This window comes from Kitasatospora xanthocidica (assembly GCF_014656195.1).
Classification (GTDB): Bacteria; Actinomycetota; Actinomycetes; order Streptomycetales; family Streptomycetaceae; genus Kitasatospora; species Kitasatospora xanthocidica.
In genome coordinates this window covers 469,546-493,552 of record NZ_BNBY01000003.1, presented here as the reverse complement: position 1 = coordinate 493,552, position 24,007 = coordinate 469,546, and the positions used below count along the sequence as shown (strand labels likewise).

Here is a 24,007-nt window from a genome sequence, read left to right as displayed (position 1 = left end):
TCGCCGGGGTACCTCAGTGACCCCCGCGGCGTCGGCGCCAGGCCGGTCCGTCCGCTGAGGGGAGCCCTCACGGGGGAGTCCTCGCGCGGGGTGCTCGGCCGCGCGGGCGGGTCGGAGCGGCAGCGTGAGTCGTATGGGACGATCCTCCGACCTGTACGGACGACGAGGGGCGAGCAGTGACCGACGTGACCCTGAACCTCTGGCGGCAGCCGCTCGGTGAGGTGCCGGCCGAGGTGTGGGAGCGCACCGACCTGACGGTGCTCATCCTCGCCGACACCGGGATCTCCGAACTCCCTGCAGGCATCGGCCGGTTGACCGCGCTGCGCACCCTCGACCTCGGGCACAACAAGCTCACCGAGGTGCCCGCCGAGCTGGGCGACCTCACCGGTCTCGGCGACTTCCTCTACCTGCACGACAACGCGCTGACCACCCTGCCGGACACCCTCGGGCGGCTCACCGCGCTGCGCTACCTCAACGTCGGCGAGAACCGGCTCACCGAACTCCCCGCCACCATCGGCGAGATGGCCTCCCTGGTCGAGCTCCGGGCGCAGCACAACCGGCTCGGCGCGCTGCCCGAGGAGCTCGGGCTGCTCGGGGCGCTGCGCGAACTCTGGCTGCGCGGCAACGAGTTGACCGGCCTGCCGGACTCGCTGGCCGGGCTCACCGAACTGCGCGAGCTGGAGCTCAGGGAGAACGCGCTCGCCGAGGTCCCGTCCGTCCTCGCCGGGCTGCCGCTACTGCGCCGGCTCGACCTGCGCGGCAACCGGATCGCCGAACTGCCGCACTGGCTGGCCGGACCGGGCGCGCTGCCCGCCCTGGAGAAGCTGGACCTGCGGTGGAACGACGTCCGGCCGTCGGCGCGGCTGCTGGACGCGCTCGGCGCGCGCGGGTGCGTCGTCCTGCACTGAGGTCGTCGGTCCGGTGGAGGCGGCAGAAGCCCCCCGGAGGCGCCAGGAAAGATCTTGCGTCCGTCGGCCGAACTGCTACGGTTGGTCGCATGAAGCGCGCTGCACTCGCCACGACGACGCCGGAGAGAGTCCCGGCGCGCTGACTGCTGACCTAGTCCGAAGCCCCGGGGCGAGTGCCCCGGGGCTTCGTCGTTTCCCGGTCCACTCGCCCGCATCCCCCGAGTGGAGACCGACACCGTGAACGACCGCCCCATGAACGACCGCCCCATCGACAACCACGCCGCGCACGACCACCGCAAGCTCGGCCGCGAACTCGACCTCTTCGACACCGACCCGCTGATGGGCTCCGGCCTCCCGTACTGGCTGCCCGACGGCGCGGCGATCCGGCACACCCTGGAGGAGTTCATCCGCGGCCGCGAGCGCCGGGCCGGCTACCGCCACGTCTACTCCCCGGTGCTCGGCAAGCGAGAGCTGTACGAGATCTCCGGCCACTGGGCGCACTACCGCGAGGACATGTTCCCACCCATGCAACTGGGCTCGGAGGAGATGGTGCTGCGCCCCAGCCTCTGTCCGCACCACGCCCTGATCTTCCGCTCCCGCTCCCACAGCTACCGGGAACTACCGCTGCGCATGGCCGAGTTGGGCGGCATGTACCGATCCGAGCTGTCCGGCGTGCTGGGCGGGCTGACCAGGGTCCGGGCGATCCAGCTGAACGACGCGCACGTGTTCTGCACCCCCGAGCAGGCCGCCGACGAAGCCGTCGCCGCCCTGGAGCTGATCCGCGAGGCGCACCGGGCGCTCGGCATCGTGCCGGTCCGCTACCGGCTCTCGCTGCCCGGCGCCGGCGGGAAGTACGTGGCGGACCCGGCGCTCTGGCAGCGCGCCACCGCCCTGCTCACCGATGTGCTGGAGCGCTCCGGGGTGCCGTTCGAGGCGGCCGAGGGCGAGGCCGCGTTCTACGGTCCCAAGATCGACGTGCAGATCGCCGACGGTGCCGGGCGCGAGTTCACCCTCTCCACCGTCCAGATCGACTTCCACCAGCCCGAGCGGTTCAACCTGCACTACATCGGCCCGGACGGCGCCAAGCACCGCCCGGTGATGGTCCACCGCAGCGTGATCGGCAGCGTCGAACGGGTGGTCGCCCACCTGATCGAGCTGTACGGCGGCGCCTTCCCCGCCTGGCTCGCGCCCGTGCAGGTCGTGCTGCTGCCGATCTCCGACGCCGAACTGCCGCAGGCCGAACGGCTCCGGCAGCGTTGCCTCGACCTCGGGCTGCGCGCCGAGGTCGCCGGGCCCGAGCACGGCAGCCTGGGCGCCCGGATCAGGGAGGCCCGGCTGGTCCCGTACCAGGCGGTGATCGGCGCCAAGGAGGCCGTGGACGACCGCGTCGCGCTGCGCCTGCGGGACGGCCGCCGGCTGGAGCCGCTGCCGGCGGAGGAGGCCTGGGCGCGGATCGGCGCGCTGGTCGCCGGGTGCGGCGCCGAGCTGTGGGGCGACGGCGGGGAGGGGTGAGCGGGAGGGGCCGCGGGCGGTGGCATACGTACGACTAGTGCGGTCACGCGGTGTGTCGGCCGGGCCGGGGGCGAGGGCCACCCGTCGAATGGGCGCGGTGGCCGAGTCCACGGCCGCCGTTGCCCCCACCCGTCCCGGAGGTCCCCGATGCGCGTTCCCCGAAGACTCGTCGCCCCCGCCGTCGCCGGCTGTCTCGCCCTCGCCGGAGCGGTCGCCGCCGCCCCGGCCGGCTCCGCCCAGCACCGCCCGCTGCCCGTACCCGACGCCCGGTACTGCGCCGCCGTGGTCGGGCACGCGCCGGGCGCGGACGGCTTCTCGCCGGTCCTCGGCCGGGCCTGCTCGCCGGACTCCCTCGCCGACGCGCTCGCCCGGGCCGACGGCCGTACCCGCGCGGCGGAGCAACCGGCCGACCGCACGCTGCTGCTGGAGGAGTTCAAGGACGTCGACTACGGCGGCGGCGTCATCTACGCCTTCTACGGAGACGCGGGCGGCTGCGACGCCACCGGCTACCACCTGGTGAACTACTTCGACGTGGCGCTCAGCGTGTCCTCGATGAAGGGCTACAACAACTGCAACGCCGCCCACCTCTGGTCCACGCTCGACGTCGAGAAGACCGTGGACCTCCCGGCCTCCGCTCTCGGGGCGAACTTCAACGACGCCGTGCGGGAGCTGCAGGTCTTCCACCGCTGACGGCGGCCGACGGGCAGTCCGGGCAGTCCGGGCCGGGCGAAACGGCCGGCCCGGACTGCGTCGCGTCACCGGCTATCGCGGCACCAGCTGTCGCGACCCCGGCTGTCGCGTCACTAGCTGGGGAAGGGCCAGGTCGGGCACCACGGCGGGATCCACTGGCCGGGGTAGGGCGGGCCCCAAGGCGGGCACGGCGGGAGCTGGGGGGTGGGCGGCACCGAGGTCCAGAGGACCTTGCCGTTCTGCTCGACCGCGATGGCGCCCTCGTTGTAGACGGTCAGCTCGGCACCGGCGTGACCGGCCGTCCCGCTCGACCAGAGCGGGGTGTTGTCGGCGGCGTAGACGACGAGGTTGCCGTCGCCCTGCATGACCAGGACGTTGCCGTTGGGAATGGCGCCCTTGGCGACCCAGAGCGGGGTGGTGTCGCGGTAGAGGACCACGTTGCCGTCGCCCTGCATGGCCAGCATGATGTGGTGGTCCGGCGAGTACCAGGCCTGGTTGCGGTAGATCGCGCTGTTCATCGGGATGCGGGTGGGCGCGGACAGCGCGGTGGCCGCCGCGGCCACAGCGGCCGGGGCCGCAGCCGCCGGAGCCGGGGCCGCAGCCGCCGGAGCCGGGGCCGCAGCCGCCGGAGCCTGGGCCGGAGTCGTGCCGGGAGCGGCCTGGGCGGCGCCGGCGCTCAGGGTGGCGAACCCGATCGCGGCGACGGCCGCCAGGGCTGCGGCTCGTAGACGGAGACTGGTCATGGGAGAGTTTCGGATCCTCTCGTAGGTAACGCGCCTGTGGCACACGACATCTGACGATGCGTCCGGATGGAGTTCCGGTGAGCACTGAGTGAAGGCTATGGCGGTCCGGTGAGGGCCGGCGGCAGTTTCACCGGCAGATCGGCCCGGCCGGCCCCTGACAACACGGCTCGGACGAGAACACCAACGGCCTGATCTCGTCGGGGGCAGCGCAGTTGGGTGGCCGGAACCACGGTGATACGGTCGCTCGCCGTGACAGAGCCGCTTCCAGAGTTCCCGTATCACCCCGACCCGGTGGCCACCGGTGCCGTCGTCCCGTCCCCCGCAGAGTGCGGTTGCTGCGGTCGGGCCCGCGGCTACGTCTACACCGGGCCTGTCTACGCAGCGGAGGACCTCCGCGGTCGGTTGTGCCCCTGGTGCATAGCGAACGGTAGTGCGGCCGAACGCTTCGAGGCCCAGTTCACAGAGGTCGTCGACGACGTTCCGCTGGACCGGCTGTTCGCGATCACGCAACGCACGCCGGGATTCAACGGGTGGCAGCAGGAACACTGGATGATCCACTGCGGCGACGGCGCGGCCTTCCTCGGAAGCGCCGGAGCAGCCGAGCTCCTGGAGCGCCCCGAAGCATGGGCATCAGTGCGGCAAGAGCTCGGTGACGGCCTCCAGGACTCGTGGCGGGCCGAGCAGTACCTCATGGCGTCGTCCAAGAACGGCCAGCCGACCGCCTACCTCTTCCAGTGCCGAGTCTGTGGCGCCCACCTCGCATACGCGGACGCCCCCTAGCTCGTTCAATGAGCCTGCCAGGAAGGGGAGATGGCTACAACAGGGCTTTCTGTCGGGTGCTCCTAGTAGGACTGCAGCTCGATCAAGTGGCCGTCCGGGTCGCGGAGGTGGGCGCTGCGGAGGTTCGGGCCCCACTCCGGGCGGTCGGTGGCCGGGGCGGCGAGGGTGGCTCCGTGGTGCAGGCAGAGGTCGAGGGCGGTGTCCACGTCGTCGACCCGGAAGACCAGCATCGCGGCGTCCTGTGCGGGGGCGGTGGGGCGGGCGGGGAGTTCGGTGGTGCCCAGTGTGGTGGCCATCGCGGAGCGGTCGAAGAGGACCAGGACGGCCTGGTCGGCGACGTCCCAGTTCGCGTACGGGCCTTCGGGTGCGCCCTTGACGAGGGTGGCGCCGGTGAGCGGGGGGAGTATCGCGCGGTAGAAGGCGAAGCAGTCGGCGAAGCGGGTGACGAGCAGGCGGGGGTAGAGGGCGTCCACGGGCGGGCTCCTGGGGGCGGTGGGCGGACGGATGGGCGGATCGGTGGGCTCGAGAATTAGTGGGTCGAGACCCACTATAGGAATACACCCTAGACTTCCGCCATGGCCTCCGAGGATCCGATCGACGCACCCGCACTCCCGCCGACCCTGCTGGACCTGAGCACCTACCTGCTGTCCCGGATCGGCAAGACGGCCCGGGGCCGGCTCGCCGAGCGGCTGGCCGAACGCGGGCTGCGGCTCTGGGACATGGCGGTGCTCGCCGCGCTCGCCGACTTCGGTCCGCAGGCCCAGCGGGACCTGGTGCGGCGGCTCGGCCTCGATCCGAGCGACCTGGCCAAGGTGGCCGACCAGCTCGCCGCCGCCGGGCATGTCGAGCGGGCGAGGGACCAGGCCGACCGGCGGCGGGTCTCGGTCTCGATCACCGCCGCCGGGCGGGAGCTGCTCGCCGAACTCGACGCGCTGGCGCGGGCGGTGCAGGACGAGGTGCTCGCGCCGCTGGACGCGGGGGAGCGGCAGGTGCTGCAGTCGCTGCTGTTGCGGGTGCACCAGGGGGCGGGGGAGCGGCGCAGCGGGCTGTGACGGGGTGTGCTCAGTCGGCGGGCGGCGCGGGGCGGCGGGCGCCCGCGAACTCGCCCGCCCAGCGCGGGACGTCGAGCACGTTCTCGACGCGGGCGACCAGCGTCCCGGTGCGCTCGGCGTGGATCATCGCGCCGTCGCCGACGTAGACCCCGACGTGGTGCAGGGGCGCGTCGGGGCGGGAGAAGAAGAGCAGATCGCCCGGGGCGAGCGCGGTGCGGTCCACCGGGGCGCTGAGGTTGAACTGGGCGACGGTGTAGTGCCCGAGCTCGACGGTGCCGTGGCTGGCCCGGTACCAGCAGTAGAGCGACAGGCCGCTGCAGTCGAAGCCGACCGTCTTCTCGCCCATGCACACGCCGTTCAGCCAGCCGTTCTCCTCGTCGCAGAAGCCGAGGCCCGCGCCGAGGCGGTCGCCGCCGCCCCAGGCGTAGGGCACGCCGATCTGGGCCGCGGCCACGGCGGCGACCCGCCGGCCCAGGGCCTCGGCCGACGAGGCGGCCGGTGTGGACACGGCCGGTGCGGACGTGGTGGCGGCGGGGATTGCGAGCGCCGCCGGGGCGAGTGCCGGGACCAGGCCCGCGCCGAGGGCGAGGCCGAGCATGCGGCGCCGTGCGACGCCGGTGTCCTGGTCGCGATCGGTCGATTGGTGGTCGGCCGGTCGTTGGTCCGTCGGTCGGTGTTCCATGGGGCGGCTCCCGGACGGCGGTTGCGAGTGGCTAGCGGTGTGTGTGCGGGCATCAGGATTCCGTGCCTGCCGGGCCGTCCGCCATCACCCGCAACGGTGAATCGTGGGCGCACCGGCCTTGGAACGGTGGGAAGTTCGCCGGTAAATGGTTTGACGGTCGTTCGGCGGAGGCCAACGATGGGCGCGAACGTTCGGTCGGGCCGTCGGAGGACCTCATGAGCAGCACCGTCACACTGATCCGTAACTCCCGGCTGACGCAGGCCGTCGACTACGCCTACGGCGCGGTGGTCGACGCCCCGGCGCGCTCGCTGTGGCTGGCCGGGGCCTGCCCGCTCGACGAGGAGGGTCGCACGGTCGCCGTCGGCGACTACGAGGGGCAGGCCCATCAGGTGATGCGCAACCTGATAACCGTGCTGGAGGACGCGGGCGCCGCTCTCACCGACGTCGCCAGGAGCACCGTGTACGTGGCCTCGGGCGACCAGGCGGACCTGGTGAAGGTGTGGAACGTCTACCGCTCCTACATGGGGGAGCATGACGCGCCCAGCACGCTGCTCGGCGTGTCGGTGCTCGGGTACGACAGCCAGCTGGTGGAGGTCGAGGCGGTCGCGGTGCTGCCGTGACCCGCCGGGACCCGGTCTGACCGGGCCGTCGGCTGGTCACGGCCGTCGGCGGGTCGGGCCCGGTCAGCCCGCGGCGAGCAGGGCGTCCAACTGCAGGTAGCCCTCGACCACGCCGTGCTCCATGCCGCTGGCGAGGATGGCGTCCCGGGCCTCCAGGCTGTCGACCACCGACAGCACGGTGACGCGGGTGCGGCCCTCCCCGGCGGGTTCGAAGGTCGCGGTGTCCAGTGAGACGCCGTCCGGGACGCCCTCGAAGGTGAAGGTCTGGACGAGCCGGGTGGCCGGCCGGACCTCGTGGAAGGAGCCGTAGAAGGAGGCGACCACCTGGCCGTCGCGGTGCGCGGAGTAGCGGTAGTGCCCGCCGGTGCGCGCCTCCCAGGTGTCGATCTTCATGTCGAGGTCCTTCGGGCCGAGCCACCGGGCGACCAGTTCGGGGTCGATCCAGGCCCGGAACACCCGCTCCCGCGGGGCGTCGAACTCGCGGACGATCCGGATGGTGGGCAGCTGCGGGTCCGCTTCGATCCGGGTCTCGGGGCCGTTGGTGGAGGTCATGACGGGACTCCTTCGCTCTGCTGAGGCCGGTCGCGGTCGCGGTCGCGGTCGCTGTGGTCGTGGTCGTGGTCGTTCTCGCCCGTGGGTGCGGTCTCGTCGGCCAGATCCGCGAGGAGGGCGTCCAGCCGGCTGAACCGCTCCTCGGCCTGGCGCCGGTACCGCTCGATCCAGCTCGTCATCAATTCGAACACCTGCGGTTCCAGGTGGCAGGGCCGGCGCTGGCCGTCCCGGCTGCGGCTGACCAGCCCGGCCTCCTCCAGCACCTTCAGGTGTTTGGAGACGGCCTGCATGGATATCGCGTAGGACTCGGCCAACTCGCCGACGGTCGCGTCCCGGACCGACAGCCGGGCCACGATGTCCCGCCGGGTCGGGTCCGCCAGGGCCACGAACGCCCGGGACAGCTGGTCGACAGCCAACACACCCTCCTGTCCGTCCGAACCGATCCTCAGCCGGTGCGGCTCGACCGATCCTCAACCGATTGGTTGAGAACAACGCTACGCCGCCCCGCCCGCGTATTCAACCGTTCGGTTGTGGATTCGGTCGTGAACTCCTCCGATCAGAGCGCGCAGCCGGTGGTCGTGTCGTCGGCGGCCCGGGGGAGGGTGTGGCTGGGCGGCGGGGTGGCGCCCTTCGTGGTCCAGGCCACCAGGTCGTCGAAGGCCGTGTTGAAGCAGGGTTGCATCGGCCGGACGACATCCTTCGCCAGGTCGTAGAAGCCGTCGGTGTGGGTGCCGTTCTCGATCCTGTAGTACCGGTGCAGGTCACCCCGGCCGGAGTCGTTCACCATCCGGTCGTACACGTCGCCGGTCCGGGTGATCGGGAGCAGGACGTCGAAGGTGCCCTGGATGGTGATCAGCGGCCGGGTGATGTGGCCGGTCAGCGACACCCGCTCGACCGCGTCGTGGACGCTGTCGGGCCGGGCGGCGTAGTCGTAGTCGGTGTCGCAGCCGGCGCCCGTCCCTTCGGGGCAGAACGGGGTGCCGCCCTGGGCGGCGCCGTCGTAGTCCGGGTCGAGCTCCTCGCGGATGGTGCGCTGCAGGGAGTCCCAGAGGGTGTAGTAGTGGGCCTTCCACAGCTTCTCGGAGCCCTTCGGGTACCCGGCGGCGTACATGGCCTCGGCTGCGCCGGGCTCGTGCCGGTCCCAGCGGGGGTAGGCGCGCAGGGCGGGAGGCAGGTTGGTCAGCAGGGCGGGCTCGTCCCGGGTGAGCAGCAGGCCGTTCCAGTCGATGCCGCCCGTGTAGAGCTGTGGGTAGTGCTCCAGCTGCCAGCGCACCAGGTACCCGGCGGCGGAGAGGCCGGCGGCGTACGTCCGGGTCGGCGCCTTCCCGTAGTGCTTGGCGGCCACCTGCTTAGCGGCGACGGTGAGTTGGGCGACGCGCAGGTGCCACTCCATCATCGCGTCGCCCGGCTCGTCCCCGTCCTTGTACAGCTCGGGGCCGGTGTTGCCCTTGTCGGTGGCGGCGTACGCGAAACCCCTGGCCAGCACCTGGTCGCTGATGATCTGGTCGTTGGCGTACTGCCGCCGGGTGCCGGGCGGGCCGGCGACGACCAGGCCGCCGTTCCAGTGCTCGGGCAGTCGGATCACGAATTGGCTGTCGTGGTTCCAGCCGTTGTTGGTGTTGGTCGTGGAGGTGTCCGGGAAGTAGCCGTCGAGTTGGATGCCGGGCACGTGCGACGGGTTGACCGTGTCCAGCGCCTGGAGTTTGTCGTAGTCCTCGGGGTTGGTGAGGCCGAGCGGGCGGGTGCCGGTGGTGGTGAGGTCCGCCAGGCAGTGGCTGACGAGGCGTTCCGCACCGGGAACGCGCAGTCGCCGTCCTTCGCAGGCGGTGCGGGCGGCGCTCGCCTCGGCGGCGGGGAGGAGACCGACTGCCAGGAGGGCGGGGACGGCGGCGACGAGGGGGCGCCAACGCCGGTACATCGTGCGGGAACTCGTGCGGGCCATGGTCGAAAGCTCCTCGGGCCGGGGGGTGCGGTGATCGGGACAGACCGACCGTAGGCAGCGGGGCAGGACGCCGGGGAGTGCCGAATGGCCAGTTCCTCCGGCGTCCGGTCCGTCGCACGGCCACCTCCCCCTGCCGATCGGCACATGACCTGTGGCCAGACCTTGGGAGAGGCTTGTGCTCCGGTTACCGGGGTCCCGTATGGTCCCCGGTGAAGGGCTACTGGGAGGGGGAACGGATGGCCTCGCCGTCGACCGCGGTGCCGTGGATTCCGCCCGTGCTGTACACGGCGGTCCTGGCCGGCGGGATCTACCACGCCGCCGTCTCGGGTGGCCCGGCGCACCTCGCACGCGTCGCGGGCTTCGTGGCGGGGCTGGCCCTGCTCCTCGCCCTGGAGGTCTTCGAACGGCGTTGCCGGAAGCCGAGCAGCCCCGTCCGTGGGGAGGCGGTCCTGCTGGCCGTCCGGCTCCTGCTGTTCACGGCCGTCGCCGCGCTGGACGGCTCGGGCGTCTCTCGGGCCCTGTTCGTCCTGGTGCCGTTCACGGCCTACCTCGCCTTCGGCCGAAGAGCCGGCGTGCTCTGCGGCGCGGGCTGTGTCGCCCTGCTGGTCGTCGGCTACACGCTGTGGGTCCCCCGGTGGTGGGTGCGCGCGGAGTACGTCTCAGACCTGCTGATGTTCGGCCTGGCGCTGGCACTGGCCGGATCGATGGCGGCCGTCGCCGTGCGCGAGCAGCAGGCGCGGGCGCGGCTGGAAGGCGTCCTGGCGGAGCTGGAGGACTCCCACGAGCAGCTGGCCGCGTACGCGCTGCGGGTGGCGGAGCTGTCCACGGCCGACGAGCGGAACCGGGTCGCGCGGGAGATCCACGACAGCCTCGGACACCATCTCACCGCTGTCGCCATCCAGCTGGAGAAGGCCGAGGCGTTCCGGGAGCTCGACCCGCCGGCCTCCGCCAAGGCGGTGTCGGACGCCCGCTGGTCCGCCGGACGGGCCCTCACCGAGGTCCGCGAGTCCGTGAGCGCGCTGCGCGACGCCCGGCCCTTCTCCCTCACCCGCGCGCTCGCCGACCTGGTCCGACACTTCGGCGACGACCGGATGACCGTGACCCTCCAGGTCACCGGGGACGAGGCCGGGTACGGCGCCGAGCCGCTCACCGCCCTGTACCGGGCCGCCCAGGAGGCGCTCACCAACGCTCAGCGGCACGGACGGGCCACCCGCATCGATGTCACGGCCGCCTATGGCGAGGTCGCGGCCCGGCTGGTCGTGGCCGACAACGGACGGGGCTTCGCCGCCGTCCCCACCGACCGCCCCGGCGGCACCGGCTTCGGGATCCGCGGCATGCGCGAGCGGGTCGAACTCCTCGGCGGGCGCGTCGACATCGACGGTCAGCCCACGCCTCGGGAGGCGGGCGGAGCCGTCGTCACCGTCACCGTCACCGTCCCGCGTTGCCCGATACCGGTGGGGAGCGCCGGGTGAGCGGGCCGGAGGCCCCGGGGGAGCCGGTGCGCGTCCTGGTCGTCGACGACCAGGAGCTGGTCCGGGAGGGGATCGCCTCCCTGCTGGGTATCCAGCCGGGCATCACCGTCGTCGCCACCGCGTGCGACGGAGCGACGGCCGTCGAGGCCGCCGTCATCCACCGGCCGGACGTCGCCCTGGTCGATGTCCGGATGCCCGGCATGGACGGCATCGACACCACCGCCGTCCTCGCCACCCGGGTGCCCTCGTGCAGGGTCGTCATGCTGACCACCTTCGACGACCGGGACTACGTCGCCGGTGCGCTCGTGGCCGGCGCAGTCGGCTACTTGCTCAAGAACCTGCCCTCCGTCGAACTCGCCCGCTCCGTACGCCTCGTCCACGCCGGTGTCGCCCAGCTCGACACAGCAGTGCTGGCCCGTCTCGCCGCCGCCCTGACGATCCCAGGTCGGGTGACCCCGGCGGCAACGGATCCGCAGCCGGCCCCCGGTCCCCACCGCCCGGGCCCGGCAGACGCGCTGACCGGCCGCGAGACGGACGTGCTGCGCCTGATCGCGGGCGGCGCCACCAACCGGGAGATCGCCGGCCGGCTCCACCTCAGCGAGGGGACCGTCAAGAACCACATCTCCCGCATCCTCAACCGACTGGGCCTCCGCGACCGCACTCAGGCCGCTCTGTACGCCCGCGACCACGGCCTGCTCTGAAACACCACCCGCACACCGCCCGGCCCGGGGGCGGAGGGGCGGCGGTCAGTGCTCCGCCAGCAGGTCCCGGGTCAGTCGGACCAGGTCCGGGATGGCCGGGTGGGTCGGGGTGCCTCGGTGCCAGGCCAGCAGCAGGGGCACCGGCGGGGCGTCGGTCAGCGGCCGGTAGGCGATCATCGGGTGCCGGTGCAGCCGGGGTGTCGCCGAGGTCGAGATGCCGACGGCCCGGCCCACCGCGATGGCGGTCAGCCATTCGTCCGTGTTGGTGACCTCGATCGTCGTCCTGGGCCGGGTGGCGGCCGGCCACAGGTCCAGGGTGGTGGTGCCGGCCACCGTGTTCAGGGCGATCGGCCAGGTCGCCAGGTCCGCGAGGGTGAGGGACGGCCGGTCGGCGAGGTCGCTGTCGGCGGGCACGACCGCCACCCGGTCCTCCTCCAGCAGCAGTTGCGTGGCCAGGCCGGGGTCGGTGATGTCGCCGCGCAGCAGGGCGACGTCGACCCGGCCCTGGGTGAGCCCCGCCGTACGGTCGTCGATGCGGCGCAGCTCCAGCGGCACGTCGGGGTGTTCCTGGTCCCAGCGGCGCAGCAGCGGGACGGTGTGGTCGCCGAGCGCGGCCCAGGGGTGGCCGAGGCGCAGCGGCAGGGCGGTCAGGGTGCGGGGGTCGAGGGCGGCGTCCACGGCGGCCAGTGCGGCGGTGGCCCGGTCGTGGAAGGTCCGGCCCGCCGCCGTGAGCTCCAGGTGGTGGGTGGAGCGGTCGATCAGGCGCACTCCGAGGTGGCTCTCCAGCTGGCGCAGCGTCCGGGAGAGCGCGGGCTGGCCGATGTGGAGCCGGGTGGCGGCGCGGGTGATCGTGCCCTCCTCGGCGATGGCGAGGAAGGCCCGCAGGTGGCGCAGCTCGATGGTCATGCCTGGGAAGCATAATCGCCGGACGATCGGCATTTCACGCGGCGCGAGGGGCTTCCTAGCGTGGGGGCATGACGAACACGAGTTCACGGCCGGCGAGCGCGCCGGCCCCCGGTCCGTCGGGACCAGGTGCGCCGTCACCCCGTACACCGTCCCCCGGCCTCGGCCGCGTGGTCACGGCGGCCGGTGGCGCGGGCAGCCTGGGCGGGGTCGGGCTGGTGCTGGCGAGCACCCTCTCGGTGCAGTTCGGTTCCGCCGTCGCCGCCCTACTCTTCCCGCGGGTCGGGGCGCTGGGCACGGTGATGCTGCGGGTGACCGTCACGGCCGTGCTGCTGCTGGCCGTCTGCCGTCCGCGGCTGCGCGGGCACAGCCGTACGGACTGGGCCGTCGTCGGCGGGTTCGGCCTCTCCCTCGGCGGCATGAACATCCTCTTCTACCAGGCGATCGACCGGATCCCGCTCGGCCCGGCGGTGACGCTGGAGGTCCTCGGACCGCTCCTGCTCTCCGTCGTCACCGCACGCCGTGCGACGAGCCTCGTGTGGGCCGGGCTGGCGTTCGTCGGCGTCTTCCTGCTCGGGCAGGACGGCTTCGGGCGGCTCGACCCGGTGGGCGCGGCCTTCGCGCTCGGCGCCGGCGCCATGTTCGCCGCGTACATCCTCCTCAACTCCCGGGCCGGCGCCCGCTTTCCACGGCTGGACGGGCTGGCGGTGGCGATGGCGGTGGCCGCGCTGGTGAGCCTGCCGCTGGGCATCGGCTCGGCGGGCGGCGCGCTGCTCGAACCGGGGGCACTGGGACTCGGACTGGCCGTGGCGCTGCTGTCCTCGGGGCTGCCCTACACCCTGGAACTGCTGGCGCTGCGCCGCCTGGCCGCCCCGACCTTCGCGGTCCTGATGAGCCTGGCGCCGGCGATCGGGGCGCTGGCGGGCTTCCTGGTCCTGGACCAGACGCTGTCGGCGCGGCAGTGCCTGGCGATCGTCTTCGTCGTGGCGGCCAGTGCGGGAGCGGTGCGGTCGGGCCTCTCCCGTCGCGCGCGGGGGTGAGCGGTCCGGGGAAGTCCGTGACAGTTCGGGCCGGGGTCAGGGCTTGGCCGAGCGGTCGTCCATCCTGGTCAGGGCGTCGCGGAGGGCCGCGCGGGTGGTGACGCCCAGCTTGGGGAAGGCGCGGTAGAGGTGGGTGCTGACCGTGCGGGGGGAGAGCTGGATCCGCTCGCCGATCTCCTTGTTCGTCAGGCCTGCGGCGGCCAGCTCGGCGACCCGGCGCTCCTGCCAGGTCAGTGGCACCGCGACGGGCTCCGGGGCGTGGGGCGCCTGGGCCCGGTCGGTGCCGGCCCAGGTGGCGTGGCTTCGTTCGGAGTGGGCCTGGCCCGCCCACCCGGTGTCGGCGGGCCACCCGGCCCGCTCCGGTCGTCCGGCCCTGTCCTCGCTCGCCTCGGCAGCCCCGGGCAGCCAGGACACGGCCGCGAGCGCACCGCCGCGCCGGGCCGCCGAGCGGGCCGCGGCTTCCAGAGCGGCGGCCACGTCCTCGTCGGGATCGATGACGGCTGCCGGGTGTGGGGTGCGCTGTTCCGGTACCTCCCGCAGTATGGGCGCCAACACCCGCTGGGCGGTGGGTAGTTGGTCTGCTACGGCGGTCCGGACGGTGCTCGGGCGGAGCAGCGGCGGCCGCAGGGCGAGGCCACCGGCGGCCGGTTCGACGGTCGGCAGCCCGGCCACCCGACACCGCTCGGTCGGGGACGGGCCGTCGGTCGCCGAGACGGGCACCATAACCGGCACCCCGGCCAGCCCCCCGGCCGACGCGCCGTTGAGGGCCTCCGTCCCCGGGCGCAGCGCGACGGCGACCCCGACGCGGGAGGCGGCCTGGACGGGCAGCTCCAGCAGGGCCAGCGGGTTGCCGCGGGCGTGGTCCAGCACGAGGGCGCGGAGCTGCCCGTCCAGTCCGGGGTGCTGCCGGTCCAGCAGGCGCGCGGCGTCCGCGTCGGCGAGCGCGCCGATCTGCGCCTCCGGCAGCGCCGCGGTGTCGAACCGCGAGGAGGTGCCGTCGCGGACGGCCACCAGGAGTTTGACCCCGGGGGTGCCGGCCAGTCGACGGCCGACGAAGCCGCAGATGTCGGCGCTGGCGTCGTCGAGCCACTGGCCGTCGTCGAGGACGAGCAGCAGTGGGCGCTCGGAGGCCGTCGAGGAGAGCAGGTTGAGTACGGCGATACCGAGGGCCATGACCGACGGTGGTGGGCCGCCCGTCCGGTCGAACGCGGAGTCGAACGTCTCGCGGGCGGTGGCGCCCAGTCGGCTGCCGCCTGGTTGTCCGGCGTCCGGGAGCAGTGGGTAGAGGAGCTGGTGGAGTCCGGCGTAGGGCAGTTCGGTCTCCGCCTCGACGCCGGTGGCGCGGACGACGAGGTGACCGTTGCGGGTCGCGAGCTGCGCCGCCAGGTCGAGCAGGGAGCTCTTGCCGATGCCCGTCTCGCCCCGGAGCACCAGGGCCCGTCCGTCGGTGGCGCGGACGAGCGCGGTCAGCCGCGCCCGTTCGCCGTGCCGACCGACCATCACCATGCCCGGTTCCAAGGCCGGATCCCTCCCCTGCCCCAGGCCGCGTGACCGCAGCCGTATTCAACTGGACGGTTAGTTGATTACACTGTGCCCTGACAGTCCTGTCAAGTAAACGGTTAGTTAGGAGCTGGGTGCATGGAGCGCGACGCCGAGGCCACCAGGCGGAGACTCGTCACGGCCGGCCGGGCCGAGTTCGCCGCGCACGGGCTGAACGGCGCCCGCGTCGACCGCATCGCCGCCGCCGCGCGCAGCAACAAGGCGCAGATCTACCACTACTTCGGGAACAAGGCCGGGCTGTTCGACGCGGTCTGGAACGAAGTGGTCGAACAGATCATCGTGTCCGTCCCGCTCGACGTGAACGACCTGCCCGGGTTCGCGGCCGCTCTCAGTGACCTCTACGCCGAGTACCCGGACCTGCCCCGGCTCATCACCTGGCAGCGGCTGGAGCACGGCGACGCGGTCAACGACCTCGGGGTCGCCAGCGTGCGCGACCGGAGCGCCGCCATCGCCGAGCTGCAGGCCAAGGGACTGGTCTCGACCCGCTTCGAGCCCCAGGTCCTGCTCGCGCTGCTCATCCACATCGCGATGCTGTGGGCTGTGGCCAACCCCGAGGTGCTGGTGGTGGTGGGCCTCGACGACCGGGCGCAGCGCCGCGAGGTGGTCCGCCGGGTGGTCGCCGCCCTGGTGGAGTGAGCCCGCGGCTCCGCCGGGCCGGGCTCACGTGGCGGTGGGTGGCCGCCGGGTCCGCGCGTCAGGACGGCGCGAGGACGCAGAACTCGTGCCCCTCCGGATCCTCCAGGCAGGTCCACGGGACCTCGCCCTGGCCGAGGTCGAGATCGGTGGCGCCGAGGGCCCGCAGCCGGGCCACCTCCGTCGCCAGGTCGGCACCGGGCCTCGGCAGCAGGTCGAGGTGGACGCGGTCCGGCACGGTCTTCCCGTCGGGCCGGCGGAGGAACTCCAGGTACGGTCCGGTGCCCTCGGGGGAGCGGAACACCGCCTGCTCGTCGGTCAGTTGCTGCGGGGCCCAGTCGATCGCCGCGCCCCAGAACCGGGCCATCTCCCGCGGGTCCGCGCAGTCGACCACCACGGCGGCGATCGGCCCGGTGTCCCGGTAGACCTCCCGGGGCTCCAGCACGCAGAACTCGTTGCCCTCGGGATCGGCCAGGACCGTCCACGGCACCTCGCCCTGACCGATGTCGACGGGCGTCGCGCCGAGCGCCAGCAGGCGTGCCACCAACTCGGCCTGATGAGCGGTGGAGGTGGTGGCGAGGTCGAGGTGCACCCGGTTCTTCGTGGCCGTCTTGGCCTCCGGGACGGGGACGACATCGATGCCGAGGCCGACCGGCTCCGGCCAGACGAGTCCGCCGCCGGGGCCGACGTACGTGGCCACGCCCGGGCTGTACACGCTCCAGCCGAGCGCCTCCGCCCAGAAGCGGCCGACCGCCGGTCCGTCAAGAGCCTTGATGTTCACCATGACCGGTCGCAGTGCCATGCCGGCGATCCTACGCGCCCGCCCCACGCGTCGACCGGCGCCGTCTTTCGGCCGGTGGGGGCGCTGCCCGCCCGGCAGGCCCTGCCCGCCGCCGTGCGATCATGACCGGATGCCCGAGGAACCCGACCTGCTGTCCGACCTGCCGTCCGACTCGCCGACCGACCCGCTGCCCGTGTCGCCGACCGACTCGCCGACCGGCCCGCTGCGCGGCCGGTGGCCGCTCGCGCCGTCCGCCGAGACCGACTGGCTGATGGAGCTGTGCCAGGACGGCACCCTCGGGTTCATGCCGCCCGCGCTGCCCGACGCCGTCTGGGTGCTCAACGCCATGTACGAGCACGAGCAGGGGCCGAGGGACGTCTCGTACGACGAGTACCACAAGGCCCGGTTGGCGGACGGGAGCAGGCAGCGCCGCATGCTCGTGGGCGTGGACATCGACGCCGTGGGTGTCGCCACCGGCGGTGACCTCGGCCGCGCGGAGCACCCGGGGCCGGGCTGGCGGCGGCTGCGCTGGGCGGAGGTCGCGGAGCGGACCGGCGATCCCGTCGTCCCGGAGGGGATGCTGCCCTGCTACCGCTGCCTCCCGTCCGCACGGAAGAACGGCAGCTGGCCGCTCGGCATCGTCCCGCCCACCGAGGGCAGCCTGGACCGGGAGACCTGGAACCGCCTGGTCACCGTCCTCACCGCCTACAGCCCGGCCGGCCCGGACACCCGCTGCTTCGCCTACTACAACCCGCTGATGCTGGACTACGACTTCGAGAACCTCCACGTGCGCGCGGGCCGGCTCGGCGACGCCGCACTGCTCTACGACACCGATGACGCCGACTTCAGCCCCTCCAACCTCTGGGCCGCCGACCGCTCCTGGGTCCTGTGCACCGACTACGACCTCTGGGGCACCAAGGTCGCCGGCCCTCCGGCCCTGATCGAGGCGCTGCTGGCCGACCCCGAGCTGGAGGCGCTGCGGCTGCCTTGGGCGACCTGACGTCCGCCCGGGCGGCCTGACATCCGGCCGGCCGACCGGCCCGTCCGGTGACCCCGGCTCGCCATCTGAGAAATCGGATGATCTCCATGACGCCGGCGAACTCCGGTGGGATGCTGTGGCTTTGGCCCGATCATCGCACCGACCCGGGGAGTCACCCATGCCGCTGTTCGGCAACCGCAAGAACCTTCCGAAGCCACTGTGCGACGAGCACGGTCCGTGCAAGGCGCTGGCCGCGATCTCGATCTTCGAGGTCCGGGACCGGCTGCGGCTGCTGGTCACCACGACCCGCGCGCTGGGCCCCGACCCCATGGCCCGCCAGATCGACGAAGAGCTGTCGGTCGTCCTGTGCGTGGACGGAGGGAAGCGGGGCGGGAAGACCGAGGCCCTGGCGATAGCCGAGCACGCCGCCGACCAGTGGAGCATCAGCCGGGCCGAGCTCTGGGAGAAGGCCTTCGCCAACCTGGCCACCGAGCAGCTCAACCGGAAGTCCTTCAACGCGACGAACGGGGACACCCTCTACGCCGTCAACGGGATGGGGGCGTGGCCCGGCGCCGCGCAGGCACTGCGGCTGGAGAACGCCCTGGGCGGGGCCGAGCTGCCGCACGGCGCCCTGGTCACCCTGCCGACGAACAACGCGTTCTGCGCGGCGCCGATCCGCACCGGCGCGTCACTGAACGCGATCCGCTTCATGATCGACCTGACGAAGCAGCTCCAGATCGGCGACCCGGCCCCGCTGACCGCGTCGATCTTCTGGTACCGGGACGGCTGGCTGGAGAACCTGTACGTCGGTGACAACGGCATGATGCGCCCGTCCGCCCGCTTCCGGGACATGATGAACGGCCTCCCCGCCGCCTGACCTCCGCGAAAACCGGTTTGACCGGCACCGCACCGACGCGCAGGCTGGCGCGGTGATACCGAACCTGGCCCCCGCCACCCTGAGCTGGGACGACGTCGACCCGGCCCGCCATCCCTTCGACCCCGCGTCGGTCGAGCAGGTGGTGCGCGCGCTCGGCCCGGCCCTGCGGGTGCCCGCCGGGTGCGACGCGTCCTCCGGCAACACCGTGCGCCAGGACTGGAGCCGGAAGGTGGCCAGGCCCTGGGCCGACGCGATGTCACACGCCCTGGCCGGCCACTACGGCGACTGGGTCGTGGGCTGGCGCTGGGCGATCGGCGAAGGCGACTTCGACGGCGGGCCGATCGCCAACTGGTGCTGCCCGCCGCACTCGGTGACCACCCCGGAGGAGACGCTCGGGCGGGTCGTCGCCGCGGTGTGCGAGTGGCGCGAGTGGCTGGAGGAGCTCGCCGAACGGTTCGAGGCGTACCCGCTGGACCCGGACCTGGAGTCGAAGCCGGGCCTGGACCCGGACAGCGTCGAGGAGCAGCGGATCCTCTGGGAGCTCGCCGCCCGGGGCCTCATCCTGCGGGTGGCGGACCGCAGCGGCGGCGAGAGCGGCTGGTACGGGCACTGCCACCAGGTGCTCGGCTGGTTCCTCGCCCGCTGGGGCGTCGCGGCCGGCACCGCCGAGGAACTGGTCCAACAGGCGATCGGGGGGCGGTTCCACAGTTGGAGCAGCCCGGACACCGCCCTGGTGGGGGAGGTCGCGGAGCGGCTCGCGCAGTCACTGCGGCCCGCCCACCTGGCGGGCGAACGCGCCGCCCCGGCGCTGCCGGACCACCTGGAGCGCTGGCTCGCCGTCCGCGCGGACGTTGACTGGCCCACGCCCTCGGCGGAGGCCGGACACGGGCCGGTGACCCCGGTGCGTGACGGCGCCGCGGCGGACGTCCGCGCCTTCGACCGCCCCATCGGCGTCGCCCGCGCGGACGGCCTCCTCGCCGCCCTCGACCTGCTGCGAGCCGACGCCGCCCGCGGCGCCGCACTGGACTTCGAGCTGCTCCGCGGCTGGCAGCGGCACGTGCTGAACGCACCGGAGCCGCCGCCGTTCCGCACCCTGCCCGCCTTCGCCAAGCGCGGCCTGGAGCGCTACGGCATCGGGCCCGACACCCGTGCCCGGCTCGACGCCTGCCTCGCCGAGAGCGCGGCGGGGAGCCGGGCCGAGGGCGGGGCGGGGAACGACGCCGACGGCGCGGCGCCGCTTCCGTTGATCGCCCGCGCTGCGCGCGCCTACCTCGACGTCTGCTTCTTCCACCCCTTCGACGACGGCAACGCCCGCGCCGCCTTCCTCGCCCTGGTCTTCGTCCTCGCCCGCGAGGGCGTCGGCCTCGACGGGGTCAGCCTGCTGCGCCGGGTCACCTTCCAGGCCGACAGCCCGCAGGATCCGCTGATCCTGGCCCGGCACATCGACGTCCACCTCGCGGAGACCCGCCGCAACGCGGCCGCCGCCGCTTCGTAAGCGCTGGGGCCGCTGAAGCCGTCGGGCCGGTGCAGCGCCCGGCGTGAGAAGTCGGCCCGGCCGACTTCTCACGCGCAGACGTGCTCGGAGGAGACGTGCGCGGTCTCGCTGCCGTCCGAGAGCCGCACCGGCTCGGGACCGGTGGTGCCGTCCGGGCGGCTGACCACGGCGTGCAGGACGCCCAGCGCGGCCCACGGGGTACCGACGGCGTAGAGGGTGCGCGGGCCGGAGGGCCCGGCGAAGCGGGCGACGCGCCGTACAGTGAGGCGCTGGTCACCGCAGGCGATGTCCTGGAGCTCCTCCTGGTCCGCGTAGAGGAAGCTCACCCACCGGCCGCCGCGCACGCTCGCGAGGTGGTAGGCGTGCACCGCGGGCGTACCGTCGACCGGGAGGGGGTTACTGGAGCAGCTGGTCTCCCGGAAGTTCTGGTCCCCGAGCTCGGACTCCTTCCCGTAGCAGAACCGTCCGGCGGGGAGGGGCCAGAAGTACCAGATCGTGCCGCCCTCGTCCTGGTAGTGGGCCCATTCCCTCCCCGGCGGGTTGTCCGTCGCGATGGCGCGGATCCGTTCCAGGCCGGCCGTGACCTTCTCGGCGAGCGGCAGCCTGACCGCGGTCGTCGGGATCGCGGCGCCGGCCGACGGACCGGTGTGCGTCGAGCTGCTGCAGGAGACCAGGGCGGCGAGGGCCGCCCCGACGGCCGTGGACATGATGGCGGCATGGCGCCGCCGTGAGTCGCGCTTCACGTTTCCCCCCGTGTACGACTGCTTGGATCATACGGTCAACTCGCCTGTACGACGCCGATCTTGGGGAGGCGGTTGCGGGACGGTGCGGGCGGGTGGGCGCCGGTCGTAGTCTCGCGGGGAGGCTCGAAGGCAATCAGAAGAAACCATTCGTTCGGTTTTTGACGGTGTGACAGATCGTCGAAAGAGGCCCCGCCCCCGGGGCGGCCGGGGATTGTGATGACGGATCTTCACATGGGGCTCGATGGGTTGGGGAGAAGGGGGAGTGGTTGGGGGATTAACCGACATCGTCTTGTCGGTCGCGGGTGGGGCGTAGCTAAGATACGGGGTGTTTGGTTTTGTTTTCCGGGATCTCAGGGCGGGGTGGTTGCGGTGGTACGGCAGGAGCGGGCGATCCGGACGCGTCGGCTGATCCTGGAGGCGGCGGCGTCGGTCTTCGACGAGTTCGGTTACGAGGGTGCGACCATCGGCGAGGTCGTCTCCCGGGCCGGCGTGACGCGTGGTGCGGTGTATTTCCATTTCGCGTCGAAGCGGGACCTCGCGCAGGGCGTGGTCGAGGAGCAGTTCTCCCAGGACGGGGTTCCCGAACGGAGCTGCAAGCTCCAGGAGTTCGTGGACACCGGGATGGTGGTGGCGCATCTGATGCCGCGTGACCCGCTGTTGAGCGCGGGTGCCCGGCTCTCGCTCGGCCAGGACGTGTTCGACGACCTCGGCGGGGGTGCCATTCCCGGGTGGATCGGCCGGATGGAGGCCATGCTGCAGGTGGCCGGCGAACGCGGCGAGCTGCTGTCGCACGTCGTTCCGGCGGACACCGCCTGGCTGATCATCGCGGCGTGGACGGGCGTGCAGATCCAGTCCCAGAAGCTCTCCGGGCGGGCTGACCTGGAGCTTCGGGTGTCCGCGCTGTTCCAGCACCTGATGCCGAGCATCGCGGTGCCGGGGGTGCTCGGGTCGCTGCAGATGGGGCCGGAGCGCGGCGCCCAGGTGGTCGCCGAGATCGCGGCGGCCCGCACCGGCGAGGACGCCCCGGACGACGAGGGCGGCGAGGACGGCGGCGTGCCGGAGGAGGCGCGGGCAGGGATCAGCGTGGGCTGACGGAAGGTCAGCCTGCCTCCCGTCCGCGGGAGGTGGGGGAGGAGCGGCGCACGGGCGGCGGCGGGACCGCGGGGGTCCGGGCGCCGCCTTTGGTTTGGCCGGCGATAGCTACTCAGAGTGTCAGTGATGCTTCGAAGGGTGATCTCTTCGCCCGCCCTCAAAAACAAACAGCACGTTCGGTTTTGTATTGACAAACCGCACGTCCTGTTTTTCACTGGAGACAGTTGCCCCCTGGGCTGTCGACCCGGGTGCCGGCCGCGGCCGAGGAGCTCGCGGCGTTCCGTGTTCCGTGTGATTGGGGTGGGTCATCGTGGAAATTCGGGTACTCGGGGCGCTGGACGTCCGGGTGTGCGGGGAGTCGGTGGTGCCGTCGGCGCCGAAACCGCGTCAGGTGCTGGGCCTGCTGGCGCTCCGGGCGGACCAGGTGGTCTCGGCGGGGGTGCTGGCCGACGAACTGTGGTCCGGCCGCCCACCGCGCAGCGCGCGCACCACCGTGCAGACCTACGTCCTCCAACTGCGCGACCTGATCGACCGGGCGCTCGCCCGGGTCGGCGCGGAGGCGGGGGTGTCCTGCGCCAAGGACGTCCTGGTCACCTCGCCCGGCGGCTACATGCTCAACAGCGGCGGCGGCCTGACGGACGTCCGGGAGTTCGAGCGGCTGGCCGGCATGGGCTACCGGGCGATCGACGGCGAGGACCACCCGCTGGCCGCCCGGATGCTCGGCGAGGCGCTCGCGCTCTGGCGCGGACCGGCCTTCGCGGACGTCCCGGTCGGCGGCCAACTCGCCGTAGAGGCCAAGCGGTTGGAGGAGACCCGGCTCTGCGCGCTGGACCAGCGGATCGACGTCGACCTGCGACTCGGGCGCCACCGGGTGCTGCTGGCCGAACTCACCGTCCTGGTCGACCGCTACCGCACCCACGAGAGCCTGCACGGCCAGTACATGATCGCCCTGCACCGCTCCGGACGGCGCGGCGAGGCCCTGGAGGCCTACCAGCGCCTGCGGAACACCCTGGTCCGGGAGTTGGGCATGGAGCCGTCGGTCGGACTGCGCCGGTTGCAGCGCTCCATTCTGCTCGCCACCGCGGAGCGCCCGGCCGGCCCGGAGCGGGCGGAGCGGGAGCCCGCCGCCGCTGGGGCCGCTGGGGCCGCCGTGGCCGCCGTGGCCGCGGTGCCGGAGGCCGCGACGGCCCGGCTCACCCGGGTCGGCTGAGGAGGGCGGGCGGAGGGCGGTCGAAGGGCCCGGCGTCCGCCAGGGGGTCCGCCGGGGGCCGCCGGAGTCTGGTCGGAACGTGCTTGCTGTCGTGAGGGGTTGTGGGACGGGTGGTCCAGGAGAGGTCGGAACGGACGCGCGGGCGGCTGGTGGAAGCGGGGGCGGGGCTGTTCGACCGCCACGGCTACACCGGCGCCACCCTCGGCGAGATCGCCGCGGCCGCCGGGGTGACGAAGGGGGCGCTGTACTTCCACTTCGCCTCCAAGGAGGAGCTGGCCAGAGCCGTCTTCGAGCAGGCCGAACGTTCGCTGCGGTCGGCCTGCGGCGACCAGCGGGCCGCCTCCTCGCCGCTGCAGGGGCTGATCGACGCCGGGTACTGGCTGGTCGAGGCCTTGGGGGCGGACCCGGTGGTCCGGGCGGCGTTCCGCCTCGGCCGCGAGGACGGCGGCTGGCGGGCGGGCCGGGAGGCGCCACCCCGGGAGGCCGGGCCCGCCGTCGGTGAGGCCAAGACGGTCGGGGCCGCCGTCGGTGAGGCCAATACGCTCGGGCCCGGGTCGGTCGGGCCCGGGGGCGTCGGACCCGGGTTGGTCGGGCCCGGAACGGCGGACCCCCAGGCGGTCTTCGCGGGCCTGCGCGGCTTCCACAGCGTCTGGGCCGGCGTCGTGCGGGACCTGCTGGCCGGGGCCCGGCGCGCCGGCGAACTGCGCGACCGCTCGGCCGGGCTCGGCCCGGAGGTCCTGGTCGTGACCGCCGCCTGCGGCCTGGAGGTGGTCTTCGCCGACGGCTGCCCGGCCGAGGAACGCGCCCGCCGGGTCGGCGCCCTCTGGGAATGGCTGCTGCCCTGCCTGGTCCCCCCGGGCACGGCCGGCTCCTACCGCACCAGGCCCCCGACGCCGCAGCCGGCGTGATCCGGGCGTGCCCGTCCGTACCGCGGCGCGATCCGCGCGGCCGCGACTCCGCGCGATCCGCCGAGCCGTACGGGCGGGCACCCCGGCTACCCGCTCGGGCTCGCAACCGCCGAGGTTGCCAGGATCCGCCAC

At 73.2% G+C, this 24,007-nt stretch carries 25 protein-coding genes and 2 pseudogenes; 16 read left to right on the top strand and 11 right to left on the bottom strand.

The window, feature by feature from the left end:
* Positions 1–176: 176 nt before the first annotated feature.
* From IE332_RS08310 to IE332_RS08300, 3 genes are all read left to right on the top strand, one after another.
* Positions 177–908: a leucine-rich repeat domain-containing protein gene (locus IE332_RS08310; RefSeq protein WP_189914529.1), complete on the top strand. Its 732-nt coding sequence runs from the start codon at positions 177–179 to the stop codon at positions 906–908.
* Between the two features lie 252 nt (positions 909–1,160).
* Complete coding sequence (thrS, locus tag IE332_RS08305) at positions 1,161–2,420, top strand: threonine--tRNA ligase (protein ID WP_189914527.1); 1,260 nt, start codon at positions 1,161–1,163, stop codon at positions 2,418–2,420.
* 147 nt (positions 2,421–2,567) lie between these two features.
* Positions 2,568–3,110 (top strand): hypothetical protein, encoded by a 543-nt coding sequence (locus IE332_RS08300; RefSeq protein WP_189914521.1) that lies wholly within the window; start codon positions 2,568–2,570, stop codon positions 3,108–3,110.
* A gap of 113 nt (positions 3,111–3,223) precedes the next feature.
* On the opposite strand, the gene IE332_RS08295 is transcribed toward IE332_RS08300, so the two are convergent.
* Positions 3,224–3,853, bottom strand: coding sequence for a hypothetical protein (locus tag IE332_RS08295; protein ID WP_189914519.1), 630 nt, complete (start codon positions 3,851–3,853; stop codon positions 3,224–3,226).
* 249 nt (positions 3,854–4,102) lie between these two features.
* On the opposite strand from IE332_RS08295, the gene IE332_RS08290 reads away from it, so the two are divergent.
* On the top strand, positions 4,103–4,633 hold the full coding sequence (locus tag IE332_RS08290) for a CbrC family protein (protein ID WP_189914518.1): 531 nt from the start codon (positions 4,103–4,105) through the stop codon (positions 4,631–4,633).
* A 62-nt stretch (positions 4,634–4,695) separates the two neighbouring features.
* On the opposite strand, the gene IE332_RS08285 is transcribed toward IE332_RS08290, so the two are convergent.
* Positions 4,696–5,106: a VOC family protein gene (locus IE332_RS08285; RefSeq protein ID WP_189914516.1), complete on the bottom strand. Its 411-nt coding sequence runs from the start codon at positions 5,104–5,106 to the stop codon at positions 4,696–4,698.
* Positions 5,107–5,208: 102 nt separating this feature from the next.
* Between IE332_RS08285 and IE332_RS08280 the strand changes: the two genes are divergently transcribed.
* Positions 5,209–5,685, top strand: coding sequence for a MarR family winged helix-turn-helix transcriptional regulator (locus IE332_RS08280; protein ID WP_189914514.1), 477 nt, complete (start codon positions 5,209–5,211; stop codon positions 5,683–5,685).
* A 10-nt stretch (positions 5,686–5,695) separates the two neighbouring features.
* On the opposite strand, the gene IE332_RS08275 is transcribed toward IE332_RS08280, so the two are convergent.
* Positions 5,696–6,367 (bottom strand): C40 family peptidase, encoded by a 672-nt coding sequence (locus IE332_RS08275; RefSeq protein WP_189914512.1) that lies wholly within the window; start codon positions 6,365–6,367, stop codon positions 5,696–5,698.
* 215 nt (positions 6,368–6,582) lie between these two features.
* Here IE332_RS08275 and IE332_RS08270 point away from each other — a divergent pair, with 215 nt between their 5' ends.
* Positions 6,583–6,987 (top strand): RidA family protein, encoded by a 405-nt coding sequence (locus tag IE332_RS08270; RefSeq protein WP_189914510.1) that lies wholly within the window; start codon positions 6,583–6,585, stop codon positions 6,985–6,987.
* 63 nt (positions 6,988–7,050) lie between these two features.
* On the opposite strand, the gene IE332_RS08265 is transcribed toward IE332_RS08270, so the two are convergent.
* From IE332_RS08265 to IE332_RS08255, 3 genes are all read right to left on the bottom strand, one after another.
* A complete protein-coding gene (locus IE332_RS08265; RefSeq protein WP_189914508.1) occupies positions 7,051–7,539 on the bottom strand; it encodes an SRPBCC family protein in 489 nt (162 codons plus the stop codon).
* Positions 7,536–7,955 (bottom strand): ArsR/SmtB family transcription factor, encoded by a 420-nt coding sequence (locus IE332_RS08260; RefSeq protein ID WP_189914506.1) that lies wholly within the window; start codon positions 7,953–7,955, stop codon positions 7,536–7,538. The genes IE332_RS08265 and IE332_RS08260 overlap by 4 nt, the downstream gene beginning before the upstream one ends.
* 140 nt (positions 7,956–8,095) lie before the next feature.
* Complete coding sequence (locus IE332_RS08255) at positions 8,096–9,481, bottom strand: tannase/feruloyl esterase family alpha/beta hydrolase (RefSeq protein ID WP_229928425.1); 1,386 nt, start codon at positions 9,479–9,481, stop codon at positions 8,096–8,098.
* 275 nt (positions 9,482–9,756) lie between these two features.
* Here IE332_RS08255 and IE332_RS08250 point away from each other — a divergent pair, with 275 nt between their 5' ends.
* Complete coding sequence (locus tag IE332_RS08250) at positions 9,757–10,953, top strand: sensor histidine kinase (protein ID WP_229928424.1); 1,197 nt, start codon at positions 9,757–9,759, stop codon at positions 10,951–10,953.
* The gene (locus IE332_RS08245; RefSeq protein ID WP_189914501.1) at positions 10,950–11,654 is read left to right on the top strand and encodes a response regulator; all 705 of its coding nucleotides are present in this window, start codon (positions 10,950–10,952) and stop codon (positions 11,652–11,654) included. Before IE332_RS08250 ends, IE332_RS08245 begins: the two co-directional genes overlap by 4 nt.
* Positions 11,655–11,699: 45 nt before the next feature.
* On the opposite strand, the gene IE332_RS08240 is transcribed toward IE332_RS08245, so the two are convergent.
* On the bottom strand, positions 11,700–12,560 hold the full coding sequence (locus IE332_RS08240) for a LysR family transcriptional regulator (protein WP_189914499.1): 861 nt from the start codon (positions 12,558–12,560) through the stop codon (positions 11,700–11,702).
* A 68-nt stretch (positions 12,561–12,628) separates the two neighbouring features.
* Between IE332_RS08240 and IE332_RS08235 the strand changes: the two genes are divergently transcribed.
* Complete coding sequence (locus tag IE332_RS08235) at positions 12,629–13,597, top strand: EamA family transporter (RefSeq protein WP_189914498.1); 969 nt, start codon at positions 12,629–12,631, stop codon at positions 13,595–13,597.
* A 36-nt stretch (positions 13,598–13,633) separates the two neighbouring features.
* Here IE332_RS08235 and IE332_RS42565 read toward each other — a convergent pair.
* Positions 13,634–13,834 (bottom strand): annotated as a pseudogene (locus IE332_RS42565) (response regulator transcription factor); the annotation flags it as partial.
* A gap of 822 nt (positions 13,835–14,656) precedes the next feature.
* Positions 14,657–15,097 (bottom strand): annotated as a pseudogene (locus tag IE332_RS42560) (ATP-binding protein); the annotation flags it as partial.
* Positions 15,098–15,235: 138 nt separating this feature from the next.
* Here IE332_RS42560 and IE332_RS08220 point away from each other — a divergent pair.
* Positions 15,236–15,793, top strand: coding sequence for a TetR/AcrR family transcriptional regulator (locus IE332_RS08220; RefSeq protein ID WP_189914496.1), 558 nt, complete (start codon positions 15,236–15,238; stop codon positions 15,791–15,793).
* A 58-nt stretch (positions 15,794–15,851) separates the two neighbouring features.
* On the opposite strand, the gene IE332_RS08215 is transcribed toward IE332_RS08220, so the two are convergent.
* Complete coding sequence (locus IE332_RS08215; RefSeq protein ID WP_189914494.1) at positions 15,852–16,592, bottom strand: VOC family protein; 741 nt, start codon at positions 16,590–16,592, stop codon at positions 15,852–15,854.
* Between the two features lie 109 nt (positions 16,593–16,701).
* Here IE332_RS08215 and IE332_RS08210 point away from each other — a divergent pair, with 109 nt between their 5' ends.
* From IE332_RS08210 to IE332_RS08200, 3 genes are all read left to right on the top strand, one after another.
* Positions 16,702–17,571: a hypothetical protein gene (locus IE332_RS08210; protein ID WP_229928422.1), complete on the top strand. Its 870-nt coding sequence runs from the start codon at positions 16,702–16,704 to the stop codon at positions 17,569–17,571.
* 157 nt (positions 17,572–17,728) lie between these two features.
* Complete coding sequence (locus IE332_RS08205; protein ID WP_189914492.1) at positions 17,729–18,427, top strand: hypothetical protein; 699 nt, start codon at positions 17,729–17,731, stop codon at positions 18,425–18,427.
* 52 nt (positions 18,428–18,479) lie between these two features.
* Positions 18,480–19,922, top strand: a complete 1,443-nt coding sequence (locus IE332_RS08200) for a Fic family protein (RefSeq protein WP_189914490.1) — start codon at positions 18,480–18,482, stop codon at positions 19,920–19,922.
* 68 nt (positions 19,923–19,990) lie between these two features.
* On the opposite strand, the gene IE332_RS08195 is transcribed toward IE332_RS08200, so the two are convergent.
* Positions 19,991–20,629, bottom strand: coding sequence for a hypothetical protein (locus IE332_RS08195; protein WP_189914488.1), 639 nt, complete (start codon positions 20,627–20,629; stop codon positions 19,991–19,993).
* A 405-nt stretch (positions 20,630–21,034) separates the two neighbouring features.
* Here IE332_RS08195 and IE332_RS08190 point away from each other — a divergent pair, with 405 nt between their 5' ends.
* The 3 genes from IE332_RS08190 (at position 21,035) to IE332_RS42185 (ending at position 23,875) form a co-directional block, all read left to right on the top strand.
* Entirely contained in the window at positions 21,035–21,757 is a 723-nt protein-coding gene (locus IE332_RS08190; protein WP_189914486.1) for a ScbR family autoregulator-binding transcription factor, read from the top strand.
* Between the two features lie 310 nt (positions 21,758–22,067).
* A complete protein-coding gene (locus IE332_RS08185) occupies positions 22,068–22,967 on the top strand; it encodes an AfsR/SARP family transcriptional regulator (RefSeq protein ID WP_189914484.1) in 900 nt (299 codons plus the stop codon).
* 110 nt (positions 22,968–23,077) lie between these two features.
* Entirely contained in the window at positions 23,078–23,875 is a 798-nt protein-coding gene (locus IE332_RS42185) for a TetR family transcriptional regulator (protein WP_189914482.1), read from the top strand.
* Positions 23,876–24,007: the final 132 nt, after the last annotated feature.